Here is a 21163-nt window from a genome sequence, read left to right as displayed (position 1 = left end):
GAGACAACAATGGCTCATGTTGCAAATGCAACCCACAATGAGGACTACCTGCACCATGGGAAGGGCCTTTGGTCGTGGATGACGACCTTAGACCATAAACGGATCGGATTGATGTACTTCCTTAGCATCCTGGTCTTCTTTTTCATTGGAGGAATTTACGCGCTTTTGATCAGAACAGAGCTGATTGCCCCGGGGTCCACAATCATGGGACCCGATCAGTACAACAAAGTGATGACCTATCACGGATCCATTATGGTTTTTATGGTGATCATTCCTGGAATTCCCGCATTTTTGGGAAATTTCTTGTTACCTATTATGCTCGGAGCCAAGGACGTCGCTTTCCCTCGCCTCAATTTGGCCAGCTATTATGTTTTCATGCTGGGCGCATTCATCTCTGTGACATCACTCTTCACAACTGGAGTTGATACGGGATGGACGTTTTATACTCCTTATAGCCTGCAAACAAAAAGTGGTGTCATCTTGATGGTCGCCGGCGCCTTCACGATGGGCATGTCCTCGATCCTGACTGGGCTCAACTTCATCGTTACCGTGCATCGCCTCCGAGCTCCTGGAATGACCATGACTCGGATGCCGTTGATGGTATGGGCCCTTTATTCGACCGCCATTCTTCAGGTTTTGGCGACTCCCGTACTTGGAATCACTCTCCTGCTGTTGATCTTCGAAAGATTATTCGGAGTGGGGATTTTTGATTCGACATTGGGTGGGGACCCCGTGCTATTTCAGCACTTCTTTTGGTTCTACTCACATCCTGCCGTCTACATCATGATTCTCCCAGCTATGGGAGTCATTTCAGAATTGATTGCTACTTTTTCCCGAAAGACTATTTTTGGCTATACAGCCATTGCTTATTCAAGCCTTGCGATTGCGGTCCTGAGTTTCTTTGTATGGGGGCACCACCTTTTTGTTAGCGGACAGTCAGAATGGGCCGGAATTTTGTTTTCATTTATAACCATGCTCGTCGGCGTTCCAACAGCGATCAAGATGTTCAATTGGGTGGCCACGATGTACAGGGGTTCTGTCAAATTGGACGCTCCTATGCTTTTTGCCGTTGGCTTTATGTTTCTTTTCTTGATCGGCGGTCTGACTGGAATCATGCTGGCAACAATTGCCCTGGATGTTCATCTGCATGACACTTACTTTGTTGTCGCTCATTTTCATTATGTGATGGTGGGTGGGACTCTGATGGCGTTCATGGGTGGGATTTATTATTGGTTTCCCAAGATGTTTGGGAAAATGGTGAATGAATTTCCAGCAAAATTGTCCTGGTTTTTTATTTTTCTTGGCTTTAACGTGACGTTCTTCCCTCAATTCATTCTTGGGAGTCTTGGAATGCCACGACGATATTTTGATTACCTTCCTGAGTTCACAGCTCTCAATCGGATTTCAACCGTTGGCTCTTATTTAATTGCAACTGGCTTTCTGATCGCATTAGGGACAATTATTCACGGTCTTATTGCAGGAAGAAAGGCCACAGCAAACCCCTGGGGGGGTAAAACTCTGGAATGGACGATTGCTTCACCCCCAATTCATGACAACTTCAATAAAATTCCAGTCATTACGGCAGGTCCTTATGAGTATCGCTAAGACGGCATCTGAGCATCATCACGCACATCACTTCGAATCGCCTGAAAAGGAGTTTATTGCTTCTAAAGAAGGAGTTTGGTTGTTTCTCGCCACCGAAATTCTCATGTTTGGTGGGCTCTTTGTTGCTCTCACAATTTTCCGGGGGCTTTACCCTGAGGTCTTCCTTAAGGGAGCCACAACGGTGGATTGGCGAATGGGGGCCTTGAATACTGTTGTGCTCATTTTTAGCTCCCTCACAATGGCATTGGGCATTCACTATTTCCAAAAGGGTGATCGCCAGAAGGCGATCATAAGTCTCGCCGTTACCGTCTTGTGTGGGGCCGTCTTCATGGTGGTGAAATACTTTGAGTATTCTCACAAATTGCATTTGGGTCTGGCACCAGCGAAATTCTTCACGAATCCAGAAATGGCCAATATTGAACATATCAAAATCTACTTTGGCTTGTATTACACCATGACGGGTCTCCACGGAGCACACGTTTTAATTGGCATGGGGTTGATCAGTTGGATCCTTTATCGAGCTATCGCAAAGGACGAGTTTGGACCCAAATACTTTACACCCGTGGAGGGCGTAGGCCTTTTTTGGCACATTATTGATTTGATATGGATTTTTCTTTTTCCGCTATTTTATCTGACTTAAGGGAGACGGCATGGAACACGGAAACCACGACACTACACACCACATCATTCCCAGTCAGGTTTATTTTAAGACCTTTGCAGCGCTCATGATTTTAACTTTGCTGACTGTACTCATCTCCCCAACTGTTATGGGTGAGGCCGTTCATTTCGGTAAACTTAACATCATCCTTGCGATGGCCGTCGCAAGCACAAAGGCCACCTTGGTCGTCTTGTTTTTTATGGGCTTAAAATATGATGGAAAAATGAACAAACTCATTTTTGGTTCGGGTATTTTCTTTTTGGTCGTATTGTATGGCTTTTCAATTTTTGATATCTTGACTCGTTTAGACCAGTCACCTAAGTAGACTCAGCTTCCAATTCCGAATGGTTCGAAACTCCGATTTTGGAGCAGTCAGGTGAGGCTCCTGTGCTTATTTTTTTAAAGCGCCTAGTGAAATTTAATTTGATCCCATTTGTAGTACTTACTGCAGTGGCCGGCTATTGGCTTAGTTTTCGAATCGAATACAGTTTTGAATGGACCCATTTTTTGGGCCTCATTTTTGGAGTCACGTTGATCAGTGCAGGTAGTTTTGCCCTCAACCAGGTTCAGGAATATCAATTGGACAGGCTGATGCATAGAACTCAAGCACGACCGATTGCTACTGGCGAATTGAGCCCCCAGCAAGGTCTTATTGTTTCTTTGTCTTTGATGAGCTGTGGCAGTCTTGTTTTGTTTTGGATACAACCTCTTTCAGCTCTTCTGGGATTGCTGACTATTTTTAGTTACAATGGACTGTACACTATGATCTGGAAACCTCGCTGGATATTTGCTGCCATTCCGGGCGCCATTCCGGGCGCTATGCCTGTGGTGATTGGATACTCCGCCAATAGCACTCAAATCTTTACTCGGGAATGTGTCTACGCATTTCTCGTTATGTTTATGTGGCAAATGCCACATTTTTGGGCGCTTGCTTTAAAATACAAAGAAGATTATCGAAGGGGAAATGTCCCAACTTTGCCTGTTGCAATGGACGACTCTCGCACTCTCTATTTCATTGGAATATACATGCTCGTTTATGTTGCACTCGCAGTGATCTCTCCGTGGATCATAGATTCGAGTTGGCTCTATCTCCTGGTCGTCATTCCATTCTCAATCAAGGTTCTTTTCGAATTTGTGAGATTCTTTCGTTCAAAGGGAAAAACGGGATGGCTCTCCTTTTTTCTATGGACCAACTTTAGTATGTTGGCTTTTTTATTTGTTCCCATCCTAGATAGGTGGTTGGAAATTTTTCTTGAAATGAGGAACCTATGATCCGACAAGCTCTCTTCACCTGGGCCGGTCCACTTTCTTCTCCCTCCCTCTTGATGCTTCGAAAAGGGACCTTTGCTCTTTGCATTTTGATTTTGACTTTGATTGCATTGGGTGGAGCCACGCGCGCCATGGACGCGGGCCTTGCCTGTCCTGATTGGCCGCTCTGTTTTGGCCAATTCATACCTGACTTTGACGTACAAGTTTATTTTGAATTCATACATCGCGTCCTTGCTGGCTTAATTGCTCTAATGACATTGGCACTTAGCATCGCCATGCATCTCAACCCTGCTATACCGTCTCATATACGAAATTTGAGCAAACTCACCTTAGTGATTCTTGGCGTTCAAATTGTCATGGGTGGCCTCACTGTCCTTAAACTCTTGCATTTTGGAACTGTCACAGCCCATTTGGGCTTGGGAATCGCCTTTTTTGGGTGCTTGGTTTGGATCTATTTGTCCATTCACCACGAAGAGTCCAAAGGCAGTTATAAACCCGAAATAAATCTCAAAGGATTGGGTCGGGTGAATTTTCTTTATCTCCTTGTTTCCGCAATTGTGTATGTACAGATTTTGTTGGGAGGTCTTGTCTCTTCCAATTATGCTGGATTGGCCTGTCCCGATTGGCCAACTTGCCAAGGAAAATGGTTTCCCAGCTTTGGGGGCCTCGTGGGATTACAGGTTATCCACCGGCTAGGGGCCTACATTTCCATTTTTGCAATTTTTGGAGCCTATTATTTGGTCTCAAAAATGAAGGTGCCTAGGTCGCTGTTGGTCACGGGAAGATGGATGAATGGTCTCATCCTCGCACAACTGCTTGTGGGAATTTCCAATGTGAAATTGGGGATTCCGCCCCTCATCACCGTGGCACACCTTGTCTTTGCTGCGCTTATTTTTGCATTCGGACTCAGGATTGTTTTTGAATCTCAGCGTCTTTCGAAATTGCCCTGAAGAATACGAGAATTTATGAAAATTGAATCACGCCGTGACATTGTTTTTCTTGTTTTGACTGGATTTTTCATCACAAATGCTATTTTAGCAGAAGTCATAGGAGTTAAGCTGATTCTTTTTCCTTTGGATCTTCCGCTGATTGGCCAGCCCGCAGCCAGTATCGGCGTCATATTGTGGCCAATTGTATTTCTCTCGACAGACCTTATCAATGAGTACTTTGGACGAGATGGGGTTCGACGTCTGACTTTGATGACAATTCTTTTGATTTCCTATGCGTTTGTTATTTTGTTCCTTGCCATTCAAATTCCTGCTGCCTCTTTTTCACCAGTTCAGGATGAGGCCTTTCAGAAAGTATTTGGACAGTCCCTTTGGATCATTGTTGGAAGCCTGGTGGCTTTTGCCATTTCACAACTGATAGATGTCAGCGTGTTTTGGTTTTTTCGCCAAAAAACAGATGGCAAAATGCTCTGGCTGCGAGCAACTGGATCTACTGTGATCTCTCAGTTTGTCGACAGTTTTGTTATTATTGGGATCGCTTTTTGGCTTCCGGGAAAAATAGAAACCAATGATTTTTTTCGCATCGTCGCGACTAACTATTCTTACAAACTTCTCATTGCCATCGGTTTGACGCCTTTTATTTATCTATTGCACAATACTATTGATCGTTATCTTGGACATTCAGAATCTTCACAACTCATTGAGACGGCAGCTGCGAACTCACTTCTTGGTTCATCACCGCACAATTCGCCCTAGAATTCAGGCGCAAAGGATGGGTATTTCCCTAGATCTTAAACCGCTCGCTGACACCCCTGTCATTTTTTCCCTATTTTTCTTGATGAACTCCTACTTACATCAATCAATCCTTCACACAAGAACCGAGTCTAATGGCATGTGTTTTGCTGGGAACATAGCTCCATGAAATATTTTTTAAATCTCTGTTTGTCTTGCTTCTTGATTTTTGCAACTTCGGTCATTTCCCAAGGTTCTCCTTGTGACCAGGTCCTTCGGAAAGACTTCTCCAATCTCGGTGCTTATGTTCCTGACCAACTGACTCCATCGAGGGCCTTCCTGGAGAGCAATGATCTAGCAACTGCCGCGTTAAATGAACTTCCACAATACGAAATGAACAGGAAAATGCGACAGTCTATCTGGCGCGCTTACCAAACGGACCCACGCTTTCGTAGGGCGCTTCCATCACTTTGGACAATTCTTAAGAGAATTTCTAGAGGCAGAAAAAGCCTCTATGACGGGGACGATCGATTTCCAATATATGATATCACTACAGGAATCAGTGAAGCTCTTAATGGTGACAATGTCTCGCTAGTCGAGCGGGACAGCCGCGGCTTCCTCTCTCCGAATTTGATCGAGATGATTCAACTCGCTCACTCCTCAGGAGCCACCTTTCTTTTGACTTGGGAAAACCTTGGTCTTAGAGCCATCAATCGCCTTTTTTCTCAACGAATCTACCCAGTCGGCCTTATAGATCAAGATGTGAAGGTCGATGGGAGAGTCATGGCTCCGTGGCTTTTTCCCATTCATGATCTTTATCACGCTCGATCCAACGAGATCCTTGTGGACTCATTCACACAACGAGATGGAAAATCTCCCCGCAATTTTGCCAAAATTTTCTATGAGCAGCTTCGTTATGATGATCTCTTTTCTGCACTTTCGGAAAAGGAAAAATTGCTTTTTGATTTTGGTTATTTCATTTATTTTCATGAATCTCATGGGAGCGCAGAATGGGGATCTGAAATTGCAAATACGATTCTCACTGAAGAGATTTCCAAAGAAAGACTACGGAAATTTTATCGCGATCATTTTTTTCAACATGAAAACTTTTCTTTTGCCTTTAGTGATGATGGAAAAGTGACCGTATCTCTTCACAGGAAATACGAATCCATTGAATATGATACCTCCTTCAGAATAGTTCAACGGCTCTTAAACAAAGATGATATGCTGACTCATTTGCCAATGGAAATCCAACAGCAGATAGCAGACCACCCAGATAAGGCACGAGCGATAGCCACAGGATTTGCTCAGGAGTTCTTAACACTTTTCTTCCAACTTCACTATAATTTGGCAACACAAATTCTTGGAATTCCTAAATAGAGTCTACATTTTTCCAGACTAGACCTAGCTAGCTGACAATTCAGCTTTTCACAAGAGCACATGAGGGCGTATGCTCCGCCCTAGATCTTAAAATACTTCCTAATCAAGGAAAAAAAATCCCTTATACGTTTAGAGTTCGCTCCAAAATCTGAACGCCCAACGCGGGATTTAGAACGCATGTGAACCTCAGACCCACCGGGTGGTGCTGGTCTGATTTCTATTACTAAGTCATCCTTGAATCGCAAAAGAAGCGTGGTCACAGTTGCCTCCAGTCGTTTCTCGCTGGAATTGATATTTACGACGACCCAATCACTCTGAGAGTTCGCAATTTGGGAAACCGCCGCAAAGACCTCTGGCGGCAAGTGGTTCTCAATGCTCAAAGGTATTATTTCTGGATATTTGGATTTTTGGATCGAGCGGTTTTCCGGTCGATAGGCCCAGTTCAATTTTGGAAACTCAGTTGATAGATATTCATAGCGAGGAGGAGAAATCGGATCGGTGGTGATGTCGTTGATAGGTGAGAAGAAAAGTGTCACTGTGACCCCCGCCAAACAATGGGAAATAAATTGAGCTGAGACAGGCGCATATAAAACTTGAGTCATCCCTAACTCGACTTGCTTGATATTTTAAAATATACACCAGAGGTGTACTTAAACAAAATTTCTTTGTTCAGGTCAATCGATATTTCTAAATGAACTACCTGCTACAGGGAAGTCTCAGCACACTGAGATTGTCATCAACATTTTCTTCCTGATTTTCGGCCTGCAAACTAGCCACTATTTCGATATTTTTGCAGAGGGACTCAGACTTATATTTGAGATAAATAGCCGATCTCAACCCTCCATTGAGATTCCCTCGTTGGCATTCAAGGTGATTTTTACTCACGTTGGAGCAAGACCATCCTTCTCCCTTTGCTTCTAATAAAGCCAGATTTATAGGGAATTCAATCACGACTCTCAAATCTATGGCCCTCTGAGCATCTTTGTTATGCACATTAACAATCGAAGACAGAATTCCGTTCCTAGGAACGGAATTCTGAGTTGAGATTTGATTAATTTCAGAGTCGATGGAAGTTAACACTTCAACTGGAACTGACATCATGGCCTCACCATTTCGCACAGTGATCTTCGTTTTTCCATTAGATTTGGGAATCACCCTTCCATCGGGTTTGACTACCGCAATATCCGGATCACTGCTGGTAAAAACCGTCCCTGAATCAAGTTTGTTAAGGTCGCGGCGAATACCATCTCGATATACCCCCTTGACGGTGATATACATAAAAATATCAGGATCAAGATGCTCAAAATAAAGTCTGTCTGTTTCACTTTCCAATCTGAGTAATGATGAGTTCTGAATGACCGTTAGTCTTACTTCGGAATCATAGATCTTTCCATTGTGATCTTTTCCAACTACGGTCAAGCTTAGTGTCCCGTTAGCAGTAGGGGGTACATGAAATGAAGATTCCCAAGGCGGGCCCGTTATCTGAAGAATTTCACCAAGACTGACAACCATCATTTCCTTAAGATTTACATTATTCGCCGGCTGAATGACAATACTAACGTTTTGTCCGGGTGAAACACGAAGTCCTTCGGTGGGCTTTACAATCTTCAATTGATCAGTATTCCCTCCAAAAGCATTTTTAGATTCTACAACCAACGTGAAAAAAATAGCCGAAATAAATAAAGCCACAATACCCCCGAATTTGAATTTTAGGCCTACGTAGGTCTATTTGCAACCATCTTCATCTACATCAACGCTGGCCCGCCGTGATGTTGGTTAGAAGGGCCTAATCCCATGAACCTATCTGTGAGGGCTTTACCTTTGACTAAATTGAAAGGTCAGGGGCAGTTCTAATCTATGCTTTCATTGTTTTACGTCCATCTCGCGATGACCTTGACCTTCATTTTGTCGTTGTTTTTATTGCCGACCCTCAAGAAGTTTCAAGGCACACTTATTGGGTACTTATTTCAAATCTTTCTACTCAATTTCTGTATGTAGCTCGATGGACAGGGATTAAGGGAAGTTGGCCGCTCTTAAATGGCCTCGTGCTCCCGCTCCAGCTTATATCAATTTATTTTTTGATTCATTTTTTTGAAAGCTTATCTCCGGTACCCCACGAAGGCAAAACAAGCGATCGCGTATTAGGCATTGGTTTTATCGGTGCTTGTCTTTGGTATTTGATGTCTCATATTTTTTTTGATGAAAATGAATTAGCTTATGGACTCGCCTTCCATCCTATGAATATGATCCGGGTTGCCATTGTCTTCCCCATAGCGATTTTTGCTCTCTATCAACTTATTGACTCAGGGTTTAATTCAAAATCTGTCTTTAATGATTACTTCAAGAAAAGGACAGGAATGACTCCCTCGGCTTACAAAAGGCTCCACCAATCTGAAGGACCCCGAAAAAGTCCAGGTTTTTGAAATCAGGCATCCTAATTACGTACTTCGGTCGAAGACTGACACAGATTTAGGCATGGTGAATATCGGAGGTCACCGTGAGACAGCGAATATTGGTAGTGGACGACGAAGAACGTATTTTAGAAATGTGGAGGGACTACTTTGAGTCCAATTTGGATTTAGAAGTCATTCCACTCAAATGGCCAGAGACAATTCTGGATATGGTGGAAATCAGCCAGCGGCCGTTATCAATGATACGAATATGCCCAAGTTAAATGGGGTTCAATTGCTTGAACGCGTAAAAAGTGCGCGCCCCGATTTACCAGTGATTGTTCTATTCTCAGGCCTTGGCGGAAGCACGATCACTGCTGACGATATCATGGCGCGCGGGGCCCATCTGGTGTTGAGTAAAACTGATGCCTTAGTCCACGTTTTACAGAATTTAACAGATTTGCTTAAGATAGACTCCTAAACCGCATCTGCTACCTTATCTGTTTTTTTGCCTTCTTCTCCTTTGGCACAACCCCAAACAAGGGATCTCTTGCTGCAATTCTCGCCGCCAAACGCAGAGCAAGTTCTTCAAAGTGAGAATCGGTCGCGGGCAAAAAAAGCCATTTCTTTAGAATCTTATGACTCTCGAGAAAGGGATACTGGTTCAGCAAATCAGTATGAGACTGAAGCTCAGTTGGGAGAAGAATTCCGTTCCAGACTTCATCCGTGTGGTTCTCCGAAAGAACAGCGACAATCTTCCCATCTAAATAAGCTGCCAGGCTCCCAAACATCCGCTTTTTGATGAAAGTCAGGTCCGAAGCGAAAGATTCAAAAAACCATTCTGTTTCAAAATGCTTGGCCAATCCTACTCCTTCAATCACCAAAGCCTCAACGCTCAGGCTTACTTCGGCGTCGGACCGTTTTTGCGGATATGCTCGGATTCAATTTGCAAAATAGAGGCCGCAAGAACCCCCGTAAAGCAAACGAAAATAACTGTTCCTGTTAACATCATAAATATAGAAACAGCTCGGCCTGCGGTTGTTACTGAAGCGATGTCTCCCAAGCCCACACCCGTCATGACAGTCACCGTATAATAGAACGAATCAAAAAATGTTAAAATGCCTGGATTCTCGTCCACTTCGATAAAATAAAAAATAGCCGCAAAGCCAATTTGAAGTGTTATCGAAAGACTAGACAGATAGATAAAGACAGGCCTTCCCAAACTCAGAACAAAGGATTTGCTGAAATTCCACATTAACTTGTGATGTCTATGGAGCATCTAAATAAACTATTGGAGTGAGCTGGGTTTGGCAAGTCTGAGGTCGTGCATTTCGCCAATAATCTCCTGAATTTGAAAACAGATCGTATCTGTCTGCGTGAGACATTGAATCGAAGTTGATTTTTGTGTGATCAAAGGGGAGGATTTTGGAATGAATAATTATTTCTCAAATCTCATCTTACTCGCTGTTTTTATTTCCCTTTTTAGTGGAGCCCCAGCTCTGGGTAGAACCAACTATCAGAGTCTGATCAAAAAAATTGATCAACTGATCAGTGAGCAGAAATTTCAGGCCGCTCTTGATGTTTTAAAGAGCGAAGGGCAACAAGTCAAAGAGCCCCTCGATCAGGCGCGCATTCTCACAAAGCTCGTACAACTTGAAACTGGTTTGCACGATTATGAGACCGCAATCAAAAACTTTAGGTCTAAGCCATGGCCTAAGGACCCCAGAGCTTTGGTACTTCTCAATGTTTTCAATGCCTACTCGCTCCAGTACTACGCGCAGGCCTACTCCTGGGAAATCCGACAGCGCACGAAAATTCAAACTGCGGCCGCGAAGGACCTCAAATCCTGGACGATTGAAGAAATATATTTTGAGGCCATTCAAGGCCTGAATTCTGCTTGGGCTGATCGCAAGGAGTTGGGTGCTCTTCCTAAAACGCAGCTAAATGACTACATCGCGGCCAATACCTACCCACCTGGAATCCGTGATACTTTTCGGGACACTCTGACTCATCTGTTTGTCGAGATTCTAAACGACTCCGCCGGTTGGACACCTGAGCAATCCAATGAAATCTACCGTCTCAAATTGCCTGACCTGATGTCGGGAAAATTTCTGAAGGGCTTTCATTAACAAGTTCGAAGATTCATCCTCTACAAAAGATTGCCTTTATCCTCCACGACCTCAAAAGTTGGCATCTGAGTCAAAAAAATGCGGGTGCGGCGCTTGATGCCCAAATCGAACTCCTCAAGATACTGCACTCCAGGTTTCCGGAGTCGGAGGATAAGACTGCCATCATGAAGCACCTCGATACCCTGCTTGCAACAAATCAGAGTACACCTTGGTATTCTATGGGAGCCGGACGTCTCGCTGAGTTTTGGGAACAATTTGACGATCCCTATGCTCTCGTAAAGGCAAAGGAAATTGCTGAAATGGGAGCGAAGAAGTTTCCCACCTCAGAGGGTGCAAAACTCTGCCGAGATATTATAAACAGAATCAAGAGCCCCAGCCTGGAAATGAATGCCATGCGTGTCGATGGCCCAGGGCGGAGATCCATTGATGTCCGCTATAAAAATTTGACTCGATTGCACTTCTTTTCTTTTCGCTATGATATCAAAAATTTCATGATAGCGAACAAGGACTACAACCACTATCCTGACTACCGGGAACTCGAAGTCCTTCGAACGAAGACACCTACCAAAACATGGTCCGTTGATATTCCGAGCACGACAGATTTCCGTCAGCACAAAGCCTTTGTCACGCCACCGGACCACAAACCCGGATTTTATATTGTGGCCGTCTCTATGAGTCCTACGCTGGAGAAGAGTTCGAATATTGTGCGCGGGAGCATGATGATTTTTGGTGATCTGGTACTTGCCAATCAATCCAAAAATGGAGCAGTTGACTTCGAAGTTTACAACGGAGCCACGGGCACACCCGTAAAAGGGGCTGACATTGAAGTTCTTAGATTCCAATACACCAAACCTTCGGAACTGGTTAAAAGACTAATAACTGACTCGCTCGGAAAATCAACTTTCAAAGGAACGCAGACGCCCAACTCTTCTGGTCAGTTTGTTGCTTTTGCTAGTAAAAAGGGTCAAATGACCTTTCAGGAATTTTCATCTTACAGCCCGCCAATTGATGACAAACCTGCTCCTGCTCGAAGCATGATTTATACAGATAGGTCCATTTATCGACCACAACAACAGATCATGTGGAAGGCCGTTTTTTACGCTTCCCTCAAAGCTCCCGGCAAGTTTAAGACTCTCTCCAAAACTCAGCAAAACGTGTCCCTTCACGACCTCAACGGACAAGTCGTGAGCACTCAAAAAGTCATGACCGACGAATTTGGATCAGCTTGGGGCCAATTCGAAATCCCTACCGGAAGGGCTCTCGGGAGGTGGAGCATCCATACGGGCAGTGACAGTCATTTTGTCCAAGTCGAAGAATACAAACGACCAAATTTTGAACTCTCCTGGAAACCTCAAACGACGCCACTGCGCCTCAATCACAACGCTGAAATCATCGGTGAAGCAAAATATTATTTTGGATCCCCCTTAACTTCAGGAAAGGTTCGTTACACTGTCGAGCGCAAGATTGTTTTCCCCTGGTGGTGTTTTTTTGACTATTGGGATTTTGGAGGCTTTCAAAGATCTCAAGTCATTTCAACTGGAGAAACAAGCGTTCATTCCGATGGCACATACAAAATTGGCTTCTTTCCAAGTGCAGATAAAAGGCTCAAGGCTGGTGCAAGCGATATAAAATACACCTATGCCATAAGGGCCGAAGTGATTGACGACGGTGGAGAAACTCGCACCAGTGAGAACTCAATAACTCTGGGATTGCAGACCATCGAAGCCCATCTCGATCTCAAAGGGCAATTTGTCCTTGCTGGCAAAGAAGCTGAAATCAAGCTTCGTCGTACTTTTTTGTCTGGAGACCCAGCACCCGGAACTGGCAATTGGAGATTAGTACTTTTGTCGGAGCCAAAATCGACTGTCATGCCAGCTGAGCTGCCTGCTCCTTCATATATAAAAAAACTGAAACCACCTGGCCTCTCTTTACCTGACGACGACAAACAGTCTCGATGGTCACCGACCTACAATTGGGCGCTGGTCGTTCGTGATTGGCCGCAGAAGGATATCGTCAAGACGGCCTTGGTTACAACAGACAGCTTGGGTGCATCAACTATTCTGCTTCCGTCATTAAAGGGTGGAGCCTATCGTCTCATTTATGAAACCAAGGACTCTTACGGCACAAGCTTAACGGCGCAAACCGAGTTTTTAGTCGCCGACAGTTCTTATCGTCCGGCGCTGCCAGGCCTCCTGCTAATAAATAGAACAGAAGCTAAAGTCGGAGAGGAAGTCTCGATCTGGGCTCCGACAGGTCTTAAGAATCAAACACTTATACTCGATGCGTTTCAAGATGGAGTTGTCACAGAAACTCGACGACTCAATTCAACCAAGGACAATCTCCTCATGAGTTGGAAGGTGACTGAAGAACACCGTGGTGGAGTGGGATTTGTTCTGCGACTCATCAATGACTATCAGAGCTTAACTATGTCTCAAAATATTTTTGTCCCTTGGGACAACAAAGAGATAAGTCTGGAATACTCTCGATTTCGAGACAAACTCAGGCCAGGTCAAAGTGAAACCTGGTCCCTTAAGCTCAGCGGCCCTAAGAAGGAAAAGGTGAAGACCGCTTCAGTTCAGCTTCTGGCCTACATGTACGATCGGAGCCTCGATCAACTAAGCCCTCATTTTTCAAACAGCTTCCTCTCCATTTATCCGACTCGCTTCGTAAGCAATCCCCCCGATATCGCTCTAGGAAATGGACAAAATGCCTATTTTGAATCGAGTAATTATTTTCCCACTGAATTTTCGCAATTGCAGAGGGATCATGTGATTTTCATGCAAAACTATGCGATTGGGGGCCCCGGCCGACGAGGTGGGGGCAACATGCTATTAGCAGAGTCAGAGATGATGACACCTGGAGCGGTACCTGCAGCCGATGGGGCAAGCCCACAGGGCAGCTCCGCTACGCCTTTCGCCAATAAGTCAGAATCCATTAGAACCGAAATCCCCGCTGAGTCCACTGCATCAGTCCCTCAACTTCCTAAGCAGCAGGACTCCACCGTCAAGTCCGTCCAGCAGCCCAACGAGATTCGTAGCAACTTCTCAGAGACTGCCTTTTTTCAACCAAACTTGAAAAACGACGAAAATGGAATGATCGAAATTAAATTTCAAGTGCCTGACTCAGTCACTTCGTGGACTTTGTGGCTTCAAGGAATCACCCAGGATTTAATGGGATTGAGTGCAAGCAAACAATTAGAAACTACGAAAGAGCTCATGGTTCGCCCCTATCTGCCGCGCTTTTTACGCGAAGGTGACAATGCCAGTTTGCGATTTGTAGTAAACAACACTTCAGATAAAGAAACTGCAGGGCAACTCGATATTGGACTCCTGGAAGACGATCAAAAGTCAGATGCCTCAGGACGTTACAAGGTCAAAAAATCTGAACTGACAGCCGTCCCCTTTGCAATTCCAGCCAAGAAGTCATTTACTCATACGATCAGTTTGATTGTGCCCCCGGGTCTTGGAAATCTTTACGTCAAAGCAACAGCTCAATCCAAAGGTCAATCCGACGGTGAGCTTCGAAGTCTGCCTATCTTGCCTGGTCGCTTTCACTTAGCCCAGTCCAAATTTATCACGCTGAAAAACCAGGAACCTCACAATCTTGAATTTAAGGATCTCTTGGCCAAAAAGGATAATACGCTCATCAATGAAAAGATGACTGTACAAATTGATGCGCAGTTGTTCTATTCCGTGCTCTCATCTCTTCCCTATTTGATGAATTCTCCTTACGAGTGTATCGAACAAACATTGAATCAGTTCGTCTCAGCTGGAATCATGAGCTCTCTTTTCAACAAGTATCCCTCAGTCGCAAAGATGGCCAAACAAATGTCTGCTCGGAAAACTCAATTTGAGGATTTCAGTGCTGCTGATCCAAACCGCCGCATGTCACTCGAAGAGACTCCTTGGCTTAACGAAGCAAAGGGAGGAGCGAATCCAGTAGATAATTTGGTCAATATTCTCGACTCCCGGATCGCCGATCAGAGTCGCAAGTTGGCTCTCCAGAAGCTTGAGAAATGGCAAACCACACTTGGAGGATTTCCCTGGTTTCCCGGCGGACCTCCCTCTCCTTACATCACGCTCTACGTTGTCTATGGCCTTTCAAAAGCAATGGAGTTCGGAGTTGAAGGTCCCAAAGCCATAACCGAAAAGGCCTGGGCCTATTTGCACAAACATTACCTTGATGAAATTGTTCACAAATGTATGTCACACAATGGCTGTTGGGAAACGATTACATTTTTAAATTATATATTGTCCAATTATCCCAATAACAACTGGGGGACGAGCATTTTTACTGCGGCAGAACGAAAAACAATGCTGGATTTTAGCTTCAAAAACTGGAAGCTTCATTCTCCTTATCTGAAGGGCTATTTGGCTCTGACCCTCCAAAGGGCAAACCGTACACGGGATGCCAAGCTAGTTTGGGACAGTGTTATGGATTCTGCTAAGTACAGTGCCGACGAGGGAACGCACTGGGCACGTGAGGATCGCAGTTGGCTTTGGTACAATGACACCATTGAAACCCATGCCTTTGCTTTGAGAACTCTCATGGAGTTGGATTCTGAGGACAGCAAGCGTGATGGGCTTGTGCAATGGCTTTTCTTGAACAAAAAGCTCAATCATTGGCATTCAACACGTGCGACCTCTGAAGTCCTTTACTCACTTGCTCACTATCTCACAAAAACCAATCAAATGGGTCAGAGAGAGGCTGTAACAGTTAAGGTTGGAAACGAAAAAGCTATCAAAATGGAATTTTCACCCGACAAATATTTGGGAAAGGCAAATCAACTTGTCTATGAAGGCGAAAAGGTGAATTCGAATCTTATGCCAATCACTATTCAAAAATCGACTCCCGGACTAATGTTTGCATCGGCCAATTGGCAATTTTCGACAGAGGAGCTCCCCAAAAAAGCTAATGGTGATTTCTTGAATCTAAACCGAAAATTCTTTCTGCGAGACAAATCGAAGAAAGAAGTCGCTCTGAGGCCAATAGAAGAGGGCACGCAAATTGCCATTGGAGACGAAATTGAAGTTCATATTTCTTTGAAATCAAAACATCCAGTCGGTTACGTACACTTACGAGATCCTCGTGGTGCTGGATTTGAACCCACTGACACAACCTCGAAACACAAATGGGATTTGGGAATTTACTGGTACGAAGAGATTCGAGACAATGTTACGAATTTCTTTTTTGAACAACTCCCACAGGGTGAATATAACTTCAAATACCGCCTTCGCGCGGCAACAGCCGGCGAGTTTAAAGTAAGCCCTGCGACGGTTCAGCCAATGTATGCGCCTGAGTTTGCGGCCTATTCAGAGGGAAATCGCCTGAAAATTAGGGGCACGCGCTAAGCATTTAACTCTTATAGACTGGCCTGCTTGATTGTTGTTCCAAACTCTAAGGGTTCCTGGCTGAACCAAATCCCAGGAGTCCAGGATCTTCAAACATGCGTCCGGCAGCAGCGCTCCCTTTGTGAGCACTGCACCAAGCCGAACTCGATCCTGAACACCTGAGATTAGTTCAGCCAGCTCCCTGTGTCTTGGATACAACGGATTTACCGTAGGCTTGCGGGCCAGTCGCTGTATTAAAATCTAAATAAGTGCATTTATTACTAACACAAGACTAAGTATGCAGATCTAAAGGCAGAAAAATTTCAAAAGACGGGCGGATTCTTGAGAGAATCGCGAGTCCCATATGAGACTGTGCTGATATTTATTCTGTTTTCAAAATATAGAGGAGAGATCGATATGAGAAATGCAATTATGGTGACCTTGATAGCTTTATTTGCCAGTTCGGCCTTAGGCGAAACAAGATGTGGTTGGATTGATAACCCGACTCCAGGAAACTTTTGGCTCACTGACAGAGATGGAGAGTGGACTATCGGAGTGCAGGGCGGATATCAGGCAGAGGGGATTGAGTTCATTGCACATCCTACTAACTCTCAGTATGTAGATATGAACGGCAACTACGGCTATTGGTGTGGATGCATTACAGGTCAAAGTGACAGCGACACTAAGAGAATAGTTAATATCGAAAGCTCAAAAGCAAAACTCCTAAAAGACTGTTTGAAGGACGAAAATGTACCAAAACCAAAATAACTGATCGTCAAAGATCTCAATTTTAATACTGCGGCTGGCCCGCAAGCCTACGGTGAATCTGTTGTATCCAAGACACAGGGAGCTGGCTGAACTAATCTCAGGGGTTCAGGATCGAGTTCGGCTTGGTGCAGTGCTCACAACGTGAGCGCTGCTGCCGGACGCATGTTTGAAGATCCTGGACTCCTGAGATTTGGTTCAGCCAGGCACCCTTGGAGTTTGGAACAACAATCAAGTTGGCCAACTCCTATCACCTTTGTCTTAATGCCGTTCACTTTTGCCTCGGCACGGTCGATGCTGACGGATATATTTTCCGAGTTTTTTTAACCTGACGCGGATAAGATCTGGATCTGCGTTTTCTATGTTCAGTCGAGACTTTCAAAAGATACCTGAGACGACGACTGATACGACGATGTCTTTTCATTGTTAGGTCTTCAAGGCTGTCCAGGATGAAGTCGACTATCAGTTTGAAATTGGATTTGGTGTAATCAAAAAGTTGATCAAGACTGCATCTCTTTCGAAGCACTTGGGCCATCTGGACTCTGGCCTGATTCATTAGCCAAAGAATCGTGTAAATTTCCTGTAAAATTCCATTTAAAAAATGCGAGTGCCACTGTTCCATCTTCAGCGTGTGGGTCATATCCCGATTGGCGGTCTCAGCTTCCCAGCGGAGCGCATACAGATCATTGATTTCCTTGTTCCTAAACCGGCTTCTCTCCAAATTCGTTGCAAACAGGGCCGTCTCTCCAGTTCGAGGATTCACAACTTTGATCAAATGAATGAGGGTCCCTTCAAACTCAAAACTGAAGTTTCTCTTCGAGCTTTTGGCAAACGTGATGATCTCAGGTAAGATCCAGCCATCTTCTTTTAAACGAGCTACAAAGTAGCTTCCAGAGCCTTGGTGGGAACGAACCAGATCCTTGCAAAAGAAAAGGCGATCGTAAAGTGTGAGACTCTTCTCCTCCAGTCCCACCGCAATTTCCATGGCATTGTGCATTTCCTCATTGGCGTTGGAATAGCGAAATGCTTTGGTCACACCGCCAAGCACATCGTAGCAGTGAACCACATACATGCGCGGGTAATGGGTTTCTTTGTCGCCGGCACAGGGGTACCCACGGTATCCTTGATTCAAAATGTCCTCAGTTCTGGGAAGTTCGTACTGGTCGCCATCTGTGGCATAAACCCGAAGGCCTCGCCAAGTTCGACAATGAGGTTCATACTTCATGATCACATCATCGACTTGTTCTTTGAAAAATTCAAAACTGACGCGGCCTCGCTTTTTTACTGAGAGCACTCTTGGCCGGCATATTCTTCAGGTCGGATTCAATATCCCAAGTTCGAGAAAGAGCGTGGAAGTACCCCTCATCATTTTTTCCACCTACAAGGTGAACTATTGAAAGAAATAGATTTTGCGGATTGAATTTTCTTGCCCAAGAAATTCTTGAACCGATGAGATGTTTTTCGTTGAATTGAGCATCAAAAGTTGGTAGTCTTAGCGCAGGGTGTCTGACGCGAACTCGTCATCTGATTTCCTTTCGGTGGAAATTAAAAAAGTTCGCATGTGAAAGAGCAGCATCAACCTGCTCTTTTTTTATTCTCCAACTTCACTCGAAAAATTTCAAGAAATTATTTCGCTCAAGTAAAAGTGAACGGCATTAACCTTTGTCTAGCTTAACTTTCCTCCTCCATTCAAGGAGACTTTAAAGATAATCTTGTTTACTCCGAAAAGTCATATTGATATCGGGGGCATGCGAAAGTGAATTTACTGTTGGTCGAGGATGATCCCGTTCTAGCACGGGGGATTCAAATAAATCTAGAGACTGAGGGATATCGAGTTTTTCTGGCAAATAGCCTCAGAACAGCTTTTGCCATTAATGAAAATGAGAAGCTTTCATTGGTTCTCCTGGACCTCGGCCTCGGTGACGGAAGCGGGATAGAGTTTTTAATCAAAGTAAGAGAGTCTCAGTCTCGCCTCCCAATTATCATCTTAACAGCTAAAACTGATGAGGACAGTGTCGTTGAGGCTCTTCAAAGAGGAGCCAATGACTACGTGAAGAAGCCCTTTGGAAACAAAGAGTTAGTTGCAAGAATCAAAGCGGTACTTCGAGAACCACAAATGAGAGAAACTCAAACAAGATTTGGAGAGCTTCTCCTTCTTATCGACCAAAGAATCGTCATGTACAAAGGAAAGGCCGTCGAAATGAATCGCCGTGAATTTGATATCCTTTTTCTTTTGGTTCAGAGAGCAAACACAATCGTATCTAGAGAGAATATTCTTCAGATTCTTGATAAGGACGGTGAAATTTTTGATCGCACAATTGATTCGCATGTGAGCCACCTGAGATCAAAATTTCGAAGTTCGGAAATTGCTGATTTGAAAATTTCCTCAGTCTATGGCGTCGGTTATCGACTGGAGAGGGTGTGATCCGTGTTAAGATTTATCATAAATATTTTCTTCTCGCATTTTCCCTTTTAGCCATTTTCGTTGTTCTTGGGGTCTTGTTCACCTCCTTTTTAGCTCGCCTGATGTCACCCAATAGTGACTTCTTTCCCGGCGTAATGATCGCTAGGACAGTTGATAAAATCAATCCAAATGACAAAGTAGAAAGTCTTAAGGAATTTCTCGCCTGGCACACAAATCTGCCAAGGCCGCAACTGACTCTGATTGACCAGGACGGAAAAACCCTGTTCACGAATATGCTCCACTTTAAATTGGATTGGAGAAAATTACAAAAACCAGAAGTCGAATATGGCCATCTCATTATAGAAAACCTTGAAGAAGAAAATTCTCAACCGCCACCCTTGCTGCCAGGACTCCTCGAACCCGCCGGCCAAAGAGGCGGGCCCTCTGGGCCTATGGGCGGAGACGGACAATACATGCTCATACGACTTGCCAATGCTCCACCTCAATTTCTACTTGTTGGACCGCCATCAACGGCTGGCAGTCCCCCACCACTCCTCCCACTCTTGAGCCTACTGTCACTTGCTTGCTCACTTATCTTGGGAATCGGGGCCACGATTGCAATTACATATAGCCGTGTCCGAAAGGGCATCGGGATCGCCGACGAAGTCATAACAGAACTCCAAAATGGCAATCTAAAGGCTCGATTTCCGATTCATAGAAAAGATGAGTTTGGTCAGGCGATGATAAGATTTAATTTTATGGCCAGCGAAATTGAAAAACTTGTGATCAATGTGCGAGATGTTGAGCAGGCGAGAAAGAAATTGCTTCAGGAATTAGCTCACGATCTGAGAACTCCGATGGCCTCACTAAAAAGTATGGTGGAGACTCTACATCAAAATAATCACAAGCTGCAAGTTCAAGTGCAAGAGGAACTCTTAAGTCTGTCCCTAAAGGAGATTGACTATCTTGGGCGTCTGGTCGAGGACCTCCTATTTCTGGCACAGGTTCAGGAGCCGAGCTACCAGAGAGATCAGCAAAGCTTCGATTTGGCAGAGATTCTTTTGGAGGAAATCGAAGATTGCCAACTCAGATCCGTTCACCAAGGTCAAAAATTGAAATCAATAGTGATAGAGAGAGCCTTCCCATTTTTCTTGTGGGAGACCCCTACCTCATACGGCGCCTTTTTCGAAATGCGCTGGAAAACTCTTCCTCTTTTGCTAGAAAGAAAATCAGAATTGTTCTTAAAACTCTCCTTGAGAATAGAGTTTATCTTTCGATCGAAGACGATGGCCCTGGACTTAGTGAGGAGGGTCTCGCTTCATTTGGCTATCGACGCATGACCCGCAAGCTGGATCTCCTCCCAAATGGACGCGTCTCTGTCGGGCTCGGTTCAGTGGTAATGCGGGCTATTTGCGAGGCCTATCGTGGCACTATTGAAATCGCCAATCGATATGATTCTGAAAAGCGCGTTGTTGGAGCGAAAGTAGAAATAGTCTTGCCACTTCCAAAGTCAAAAATTTCCTGAGATCAAAATTGTCCAAAAAAAAGAGGTGG

The 21163-nt window shown here is 44.5% G+C and carries 19 protein-coding genes; 14 read left to right on the top strand and 5 right to left on the bottom strand.

Annotated features, from left to right (window positions below):
- Positions 1-9 precede the first annotated feature (9 nt).
- The 7 genes from ctaD to IPL83_18075 all read left to right on the top strand — a co-directional run bounded on the left by ctaD (position 10) and on the right by IPL83_18075 (position 6591).
- Positions 10-1605 (top strand): cytochrome c oxidase subunit I, encoded by a 1596-nt coding sequence (gene ctaD / locus IPL83_18105; GenBank protein ID MBK9041034.1) that lies wholly within the window; start codon positions 10-12, stop codon positions 1603-1605.
- Positions 1592-2245, top strand: coding sequence for a cytochrome c oxidase subunit 3 family protein (locus IPL83_18100; GenBank protein MBK9041033.1), 654 nt, complete (start codon positions 1592-1594; stop codon positions 2243-2245). The genes ctaD and IPL83_18100 overlap by 14 nt, the downstream gene beginning before the upstream one ends.
- A gap of 10 nt (positions 2246-2255) precedes the next feature.
- Complete coding sequence (locus IPL83_18095) at positions 2256-2588, top strand: cytochrome C oxidase subunit IV family protein (GenBank protein MBK9041032.1); 333 nt, start codon at positions 2256-2258, stop codon at positions 2586-2588.
- 62 nt (positions 2589-2650) lie between these two features.
- Entirely contained in the window at positions 2651-3535 is an 885-nt protein-coding gene (locus IPL83_18090) for a protoheme IX farnesyltransferase (GenBank protein ID MBK9041031.1), read from the top strand.
- Positions 3532-4482, top strand: a complete 951-nt coding sequence (locus IPL83_18085) for a heme A synthase (GenBank protein ID MBK9041030.1) — start codon at positions 3532-3534, stop codon at positions 4480-4482. The genes IPL83_18090 and IPL83_18085 overlap by 4 nt, the downstream gene beginning before the upstream one ends.
- A gap of 15 nt (positions 4483-4497) precedes the next feature.
- A complete protein-coding gene (locus IPL83_18080) occupies positions 4498-5235 on the top strand; it encodes a queuosine precursor transporter (GenBank protein ID MBK9041029.1) in 738 nt (245 codons plus the stop codon).
- 162 nt (positions 5236-5397) lie between these two features.
- Entirely contained in the window at positions 5398-6591 is a 1194-nt protein-coding gene (locus IPL83_18075) for a hypothetical protein (GenBank protein MBK9041028.1), read from the top strand.
- A gap of 80 nt (positions 6592-6671) precedes the next feature.
- On the opposite strand, the gene IPL83_18070 is transcribed toward IPL83_18075, so the two are convergent.
- Positions 6672-7193: a DUF1499 domain-containing protein gene (locus tag IPL83_18070; GenBank protein ID MBK9041027.1), complete on the bottom strand. Its 522-nt coding sequence runs from the start codon at positions 7191-7193 to the stop codon at positions 6672-6674.
- A gap of 94 nt (positions 7194-7287) precedes the next feature.
- A complete protein-coding gene (locus tag IPL83_18065; GenBank protein ID MBK9041026.1) occupies positions 7288-8280 on the bottom strand; it encodes a hypothetical protein in 993 nt (330 codons plus the stop codon).
- 389 nt (positions 8281-8669) lie between these two features.
- Here IPL83_18065 and IPL83_18060 point away from each other — a divergent pair, with 389 nt between their 5' ends.
- Together IPL83_18060 and IPL83_18055 are read left to right on the top strand one after the other, a co-directional pair.
- Positions 8670-9014, top strand: coding sequence for a hypothetical protein (locus IPL83_18060; protein MBK9041025.1), 345 nt, complete (start codon positions 8670-8672; stop codon positions 9012-9014).
- A gap of 175 nt (positions 9015-9189) precedes the next feature.
- Positions 9190-9462: a response regulator gene (locus IPL83_18055; protein ID MBK9041024.1), complete on the top strand. Its 273-nt coding sequence runs from the start codon at positions 9190-9192 to the stop codon at positions 9460-9462.
- 10 nt (positions 9463-9472) lie between these two features.
- Here the strand turns inward: IPL83_18055 and IPL83_18050 are convergent, their stop codons facing one another.
- A complete protein-coding gene (locus IPL83_18050) occupies positions 9473-9862 on the bottom strand; it encodes a hypothetical protein (GenBank protein ID MBK9041023.1) in 390 nt (129 codons plus the stop codon).
- 20 nt (positions 9863-9882) lie between these two features.
- Positions 9883-10260, bottom strand: coding sequence for a two pore domain potassium channel family protein (locus IPL83_18045; GenBank protein ID MBK9041022.1), 378 nt, complete (start codon positions 10258-10260; stop codon positions 9883-9885).
- 151 nt (positions 10261-10411) lie between these two features.
- Here IPL83_18045 and IPL83_18040 point away from each other — a divergent pair, with 151 nt between their 5' ends.
- The 3 genes from IPL83_18040 to IPL83_18030 all read left to right on the top strand — a co-directional run bounded on the left by IPL83_18040 (position 10412) and on the right by IPL83_18030 (position 17208).
- Positions 10412-11110 (top strand): hypothetical protein, encoded by a 699-nt coding sequence (locus tag IPL83_18040; protein MBK9041021.1) that lies wholly within the window; start codon positions 10412-10414, stop codon positions 11108-11110.
- A gap of 164 nt (positions 11111-11274) precedes the next feature.
- Complete coding sequence (locus IPL83_18035; protein MBK9041020.1) at positions 11275-16461, top strand: hypothetical protein; 5187 nt, start codon at positions 11275-11277, stop codon at positions 16459-16461.
- Positions 16462-16872: 411 nt separating this feature from the next.
- On the top strand, positions 16873-17208 hold the full coding sequence (locus IPL83_18030) for a DUF4087 domain-containing protein (GenBank protein MBK9041019.1): 336 nt from the start codon (positions 16873-16875) through the stop codon (positions 17206-17208).
- A 268-nt stretch (positions 17209-17476) separates the two neighbouring features.
- Here the strand turns inward: IPL83_18030 and IPL83_18025 are convergent, their stop codons facing one another.
- Positions 17477-18430: a transposase gene (locus IPL83_18025; GenBank protein ID MBK9041018.1), complete on the bottom strand. Its 954-nt coding sequence runs from the start codon at positions 18428-18430 to the stop codon at positions 17477-17479.
- 531 nt (positions 18431-18961) lie between these two features.
- Here IPL83_18025 and IPL83_18020 point away from each other — a divergent pair.
- The gene (locus IPL83_18020) at positions 18962-19630 is read left to right on the top strand and encodes a response regulator transcription factor (GenBank protein ID MBK9041017.1); all 669 of its coding nucleotides are present in this window, start codon (positions 18962-18964) and stop codon (positions 19628-19630) included.
- Positions 19627-20949, top strand: coding sequence for a HAMP domain-containing histidine kinase (locus tag IPL83_18015; protein MBK9041016.1), 1323 nt, complete (start codon positions 19627-19629; stop codon positions 20947-20949). Before IPL83_18020 ends, IPL83_18015 begins: the two co-directional genes overlap by 4 nt.
- Positions 20950-21163: the final 214 nt, after the last annotated feature.

This window comes from Bdellovibrionales bacterium, assembly GCA_016716765.1.
Taxonomy (GTDB): domain Bacteria; phylum Bdellovibrionota; class Bdellovibrionia; order Bdellovibrionales; family UBA1609; genus JADJVA01.
Note: the sequence above shows the minus strand (reverse complement) of the source record. Positions and strands in the feature narration are given on the sequence as shown.

Excerpts from the sequence above, each read along its gene's own strand:
- IPL83_18025 (MBK9041018.1), bottom strand. The coding sequence starts at position 18,430 with ATGAAGTATGAACCTCATTGTCGAACTTGGCGAGGCCTTCGGGTTTAT.
- IPL83_18085 (MBK9041030.1), top strand. The coding sequence starts at position 3,532 with ATGATCCGACAAGCTCTCTTCACCTGGGCCGGTCCACTTTCTTCTCCC.
- IPL83_18030 (MBK9041019.1), top strand. The coding sequence starts at position 16,873 with ATGGTGACCTTGATAGCTTTATTTGCCAGTTCGGCCTTAGGCGAAACA.
- ctaD (MBK9041034.1), top strand. The coding sequence starts at position 10 with ATGGCTCATGTTGCAAATGCAACCCACAATGAGGACTACCTGCACCAT.
- IPL83_18070 (MBK9041027.1), bottom strand. The coding sequence starts at position 7,193 with ATGACTCAAGTTTTATATGCGCCTGTCTCAGCTCAATTTATTTCCCAT.
- IPL83_18035 (MBK9041020.1), top strand. The coding sequence starts at position 11,275 with ATGAAGCACCTCGATACCCTGCTTGCAACAAATCAGAGTACACCTTGG.
- IPL83_18075 (MBK9041028.1), top strand. The coding sequence starts at position 5,398 with ATGAAATATTTTTTAAATCTCTGTTTGTCTTGCTTCTTGATTTTTGCA.
- IPL83_18055 (MBK9041024.1), top strand. The coding sequence starts at position 9,190 with ATGGCCAGAGACAATTCTGGATATGGTGGAAATCAGCCAGCGGCCGTT.
- IPL83_18045 (MBK9041022.1), bottom strand. The coding sequence starts at position 10,260 with ATGCTCCATAGACATCACAAGTTAATGTGGAATTTCAGCAAATCCTTT.
- IPL83_18100 (MBK9041033.1), top strand. The coding sequence starts at position 1,592 with ATGAGTATCGCTAAGACGGCATCTGAGCATCATCACGCACATCACTTC.
- IPL83_18040 (MBK9041021.1), top strand. The coding sequence starts at position 10,412 with ATGAATAATTATTTCTCAAATCTCATCTTACTCGCTGTTTTTATTTCC.
- IPL83_18080 (MBK9041029.1), top strand. The coding sequence starts at position 4,498 with ATGAAAATTGAATCACGCCGTGACATTGTTTTTCTTGTTTTGACTGGA.
- IPL83_18095 (MBK9041032.1), top strand. The coding sequence starts at position 2,256 with ATGGAACACGGAAACCACGACACTACACACCACATCATTCCCAGTCAG.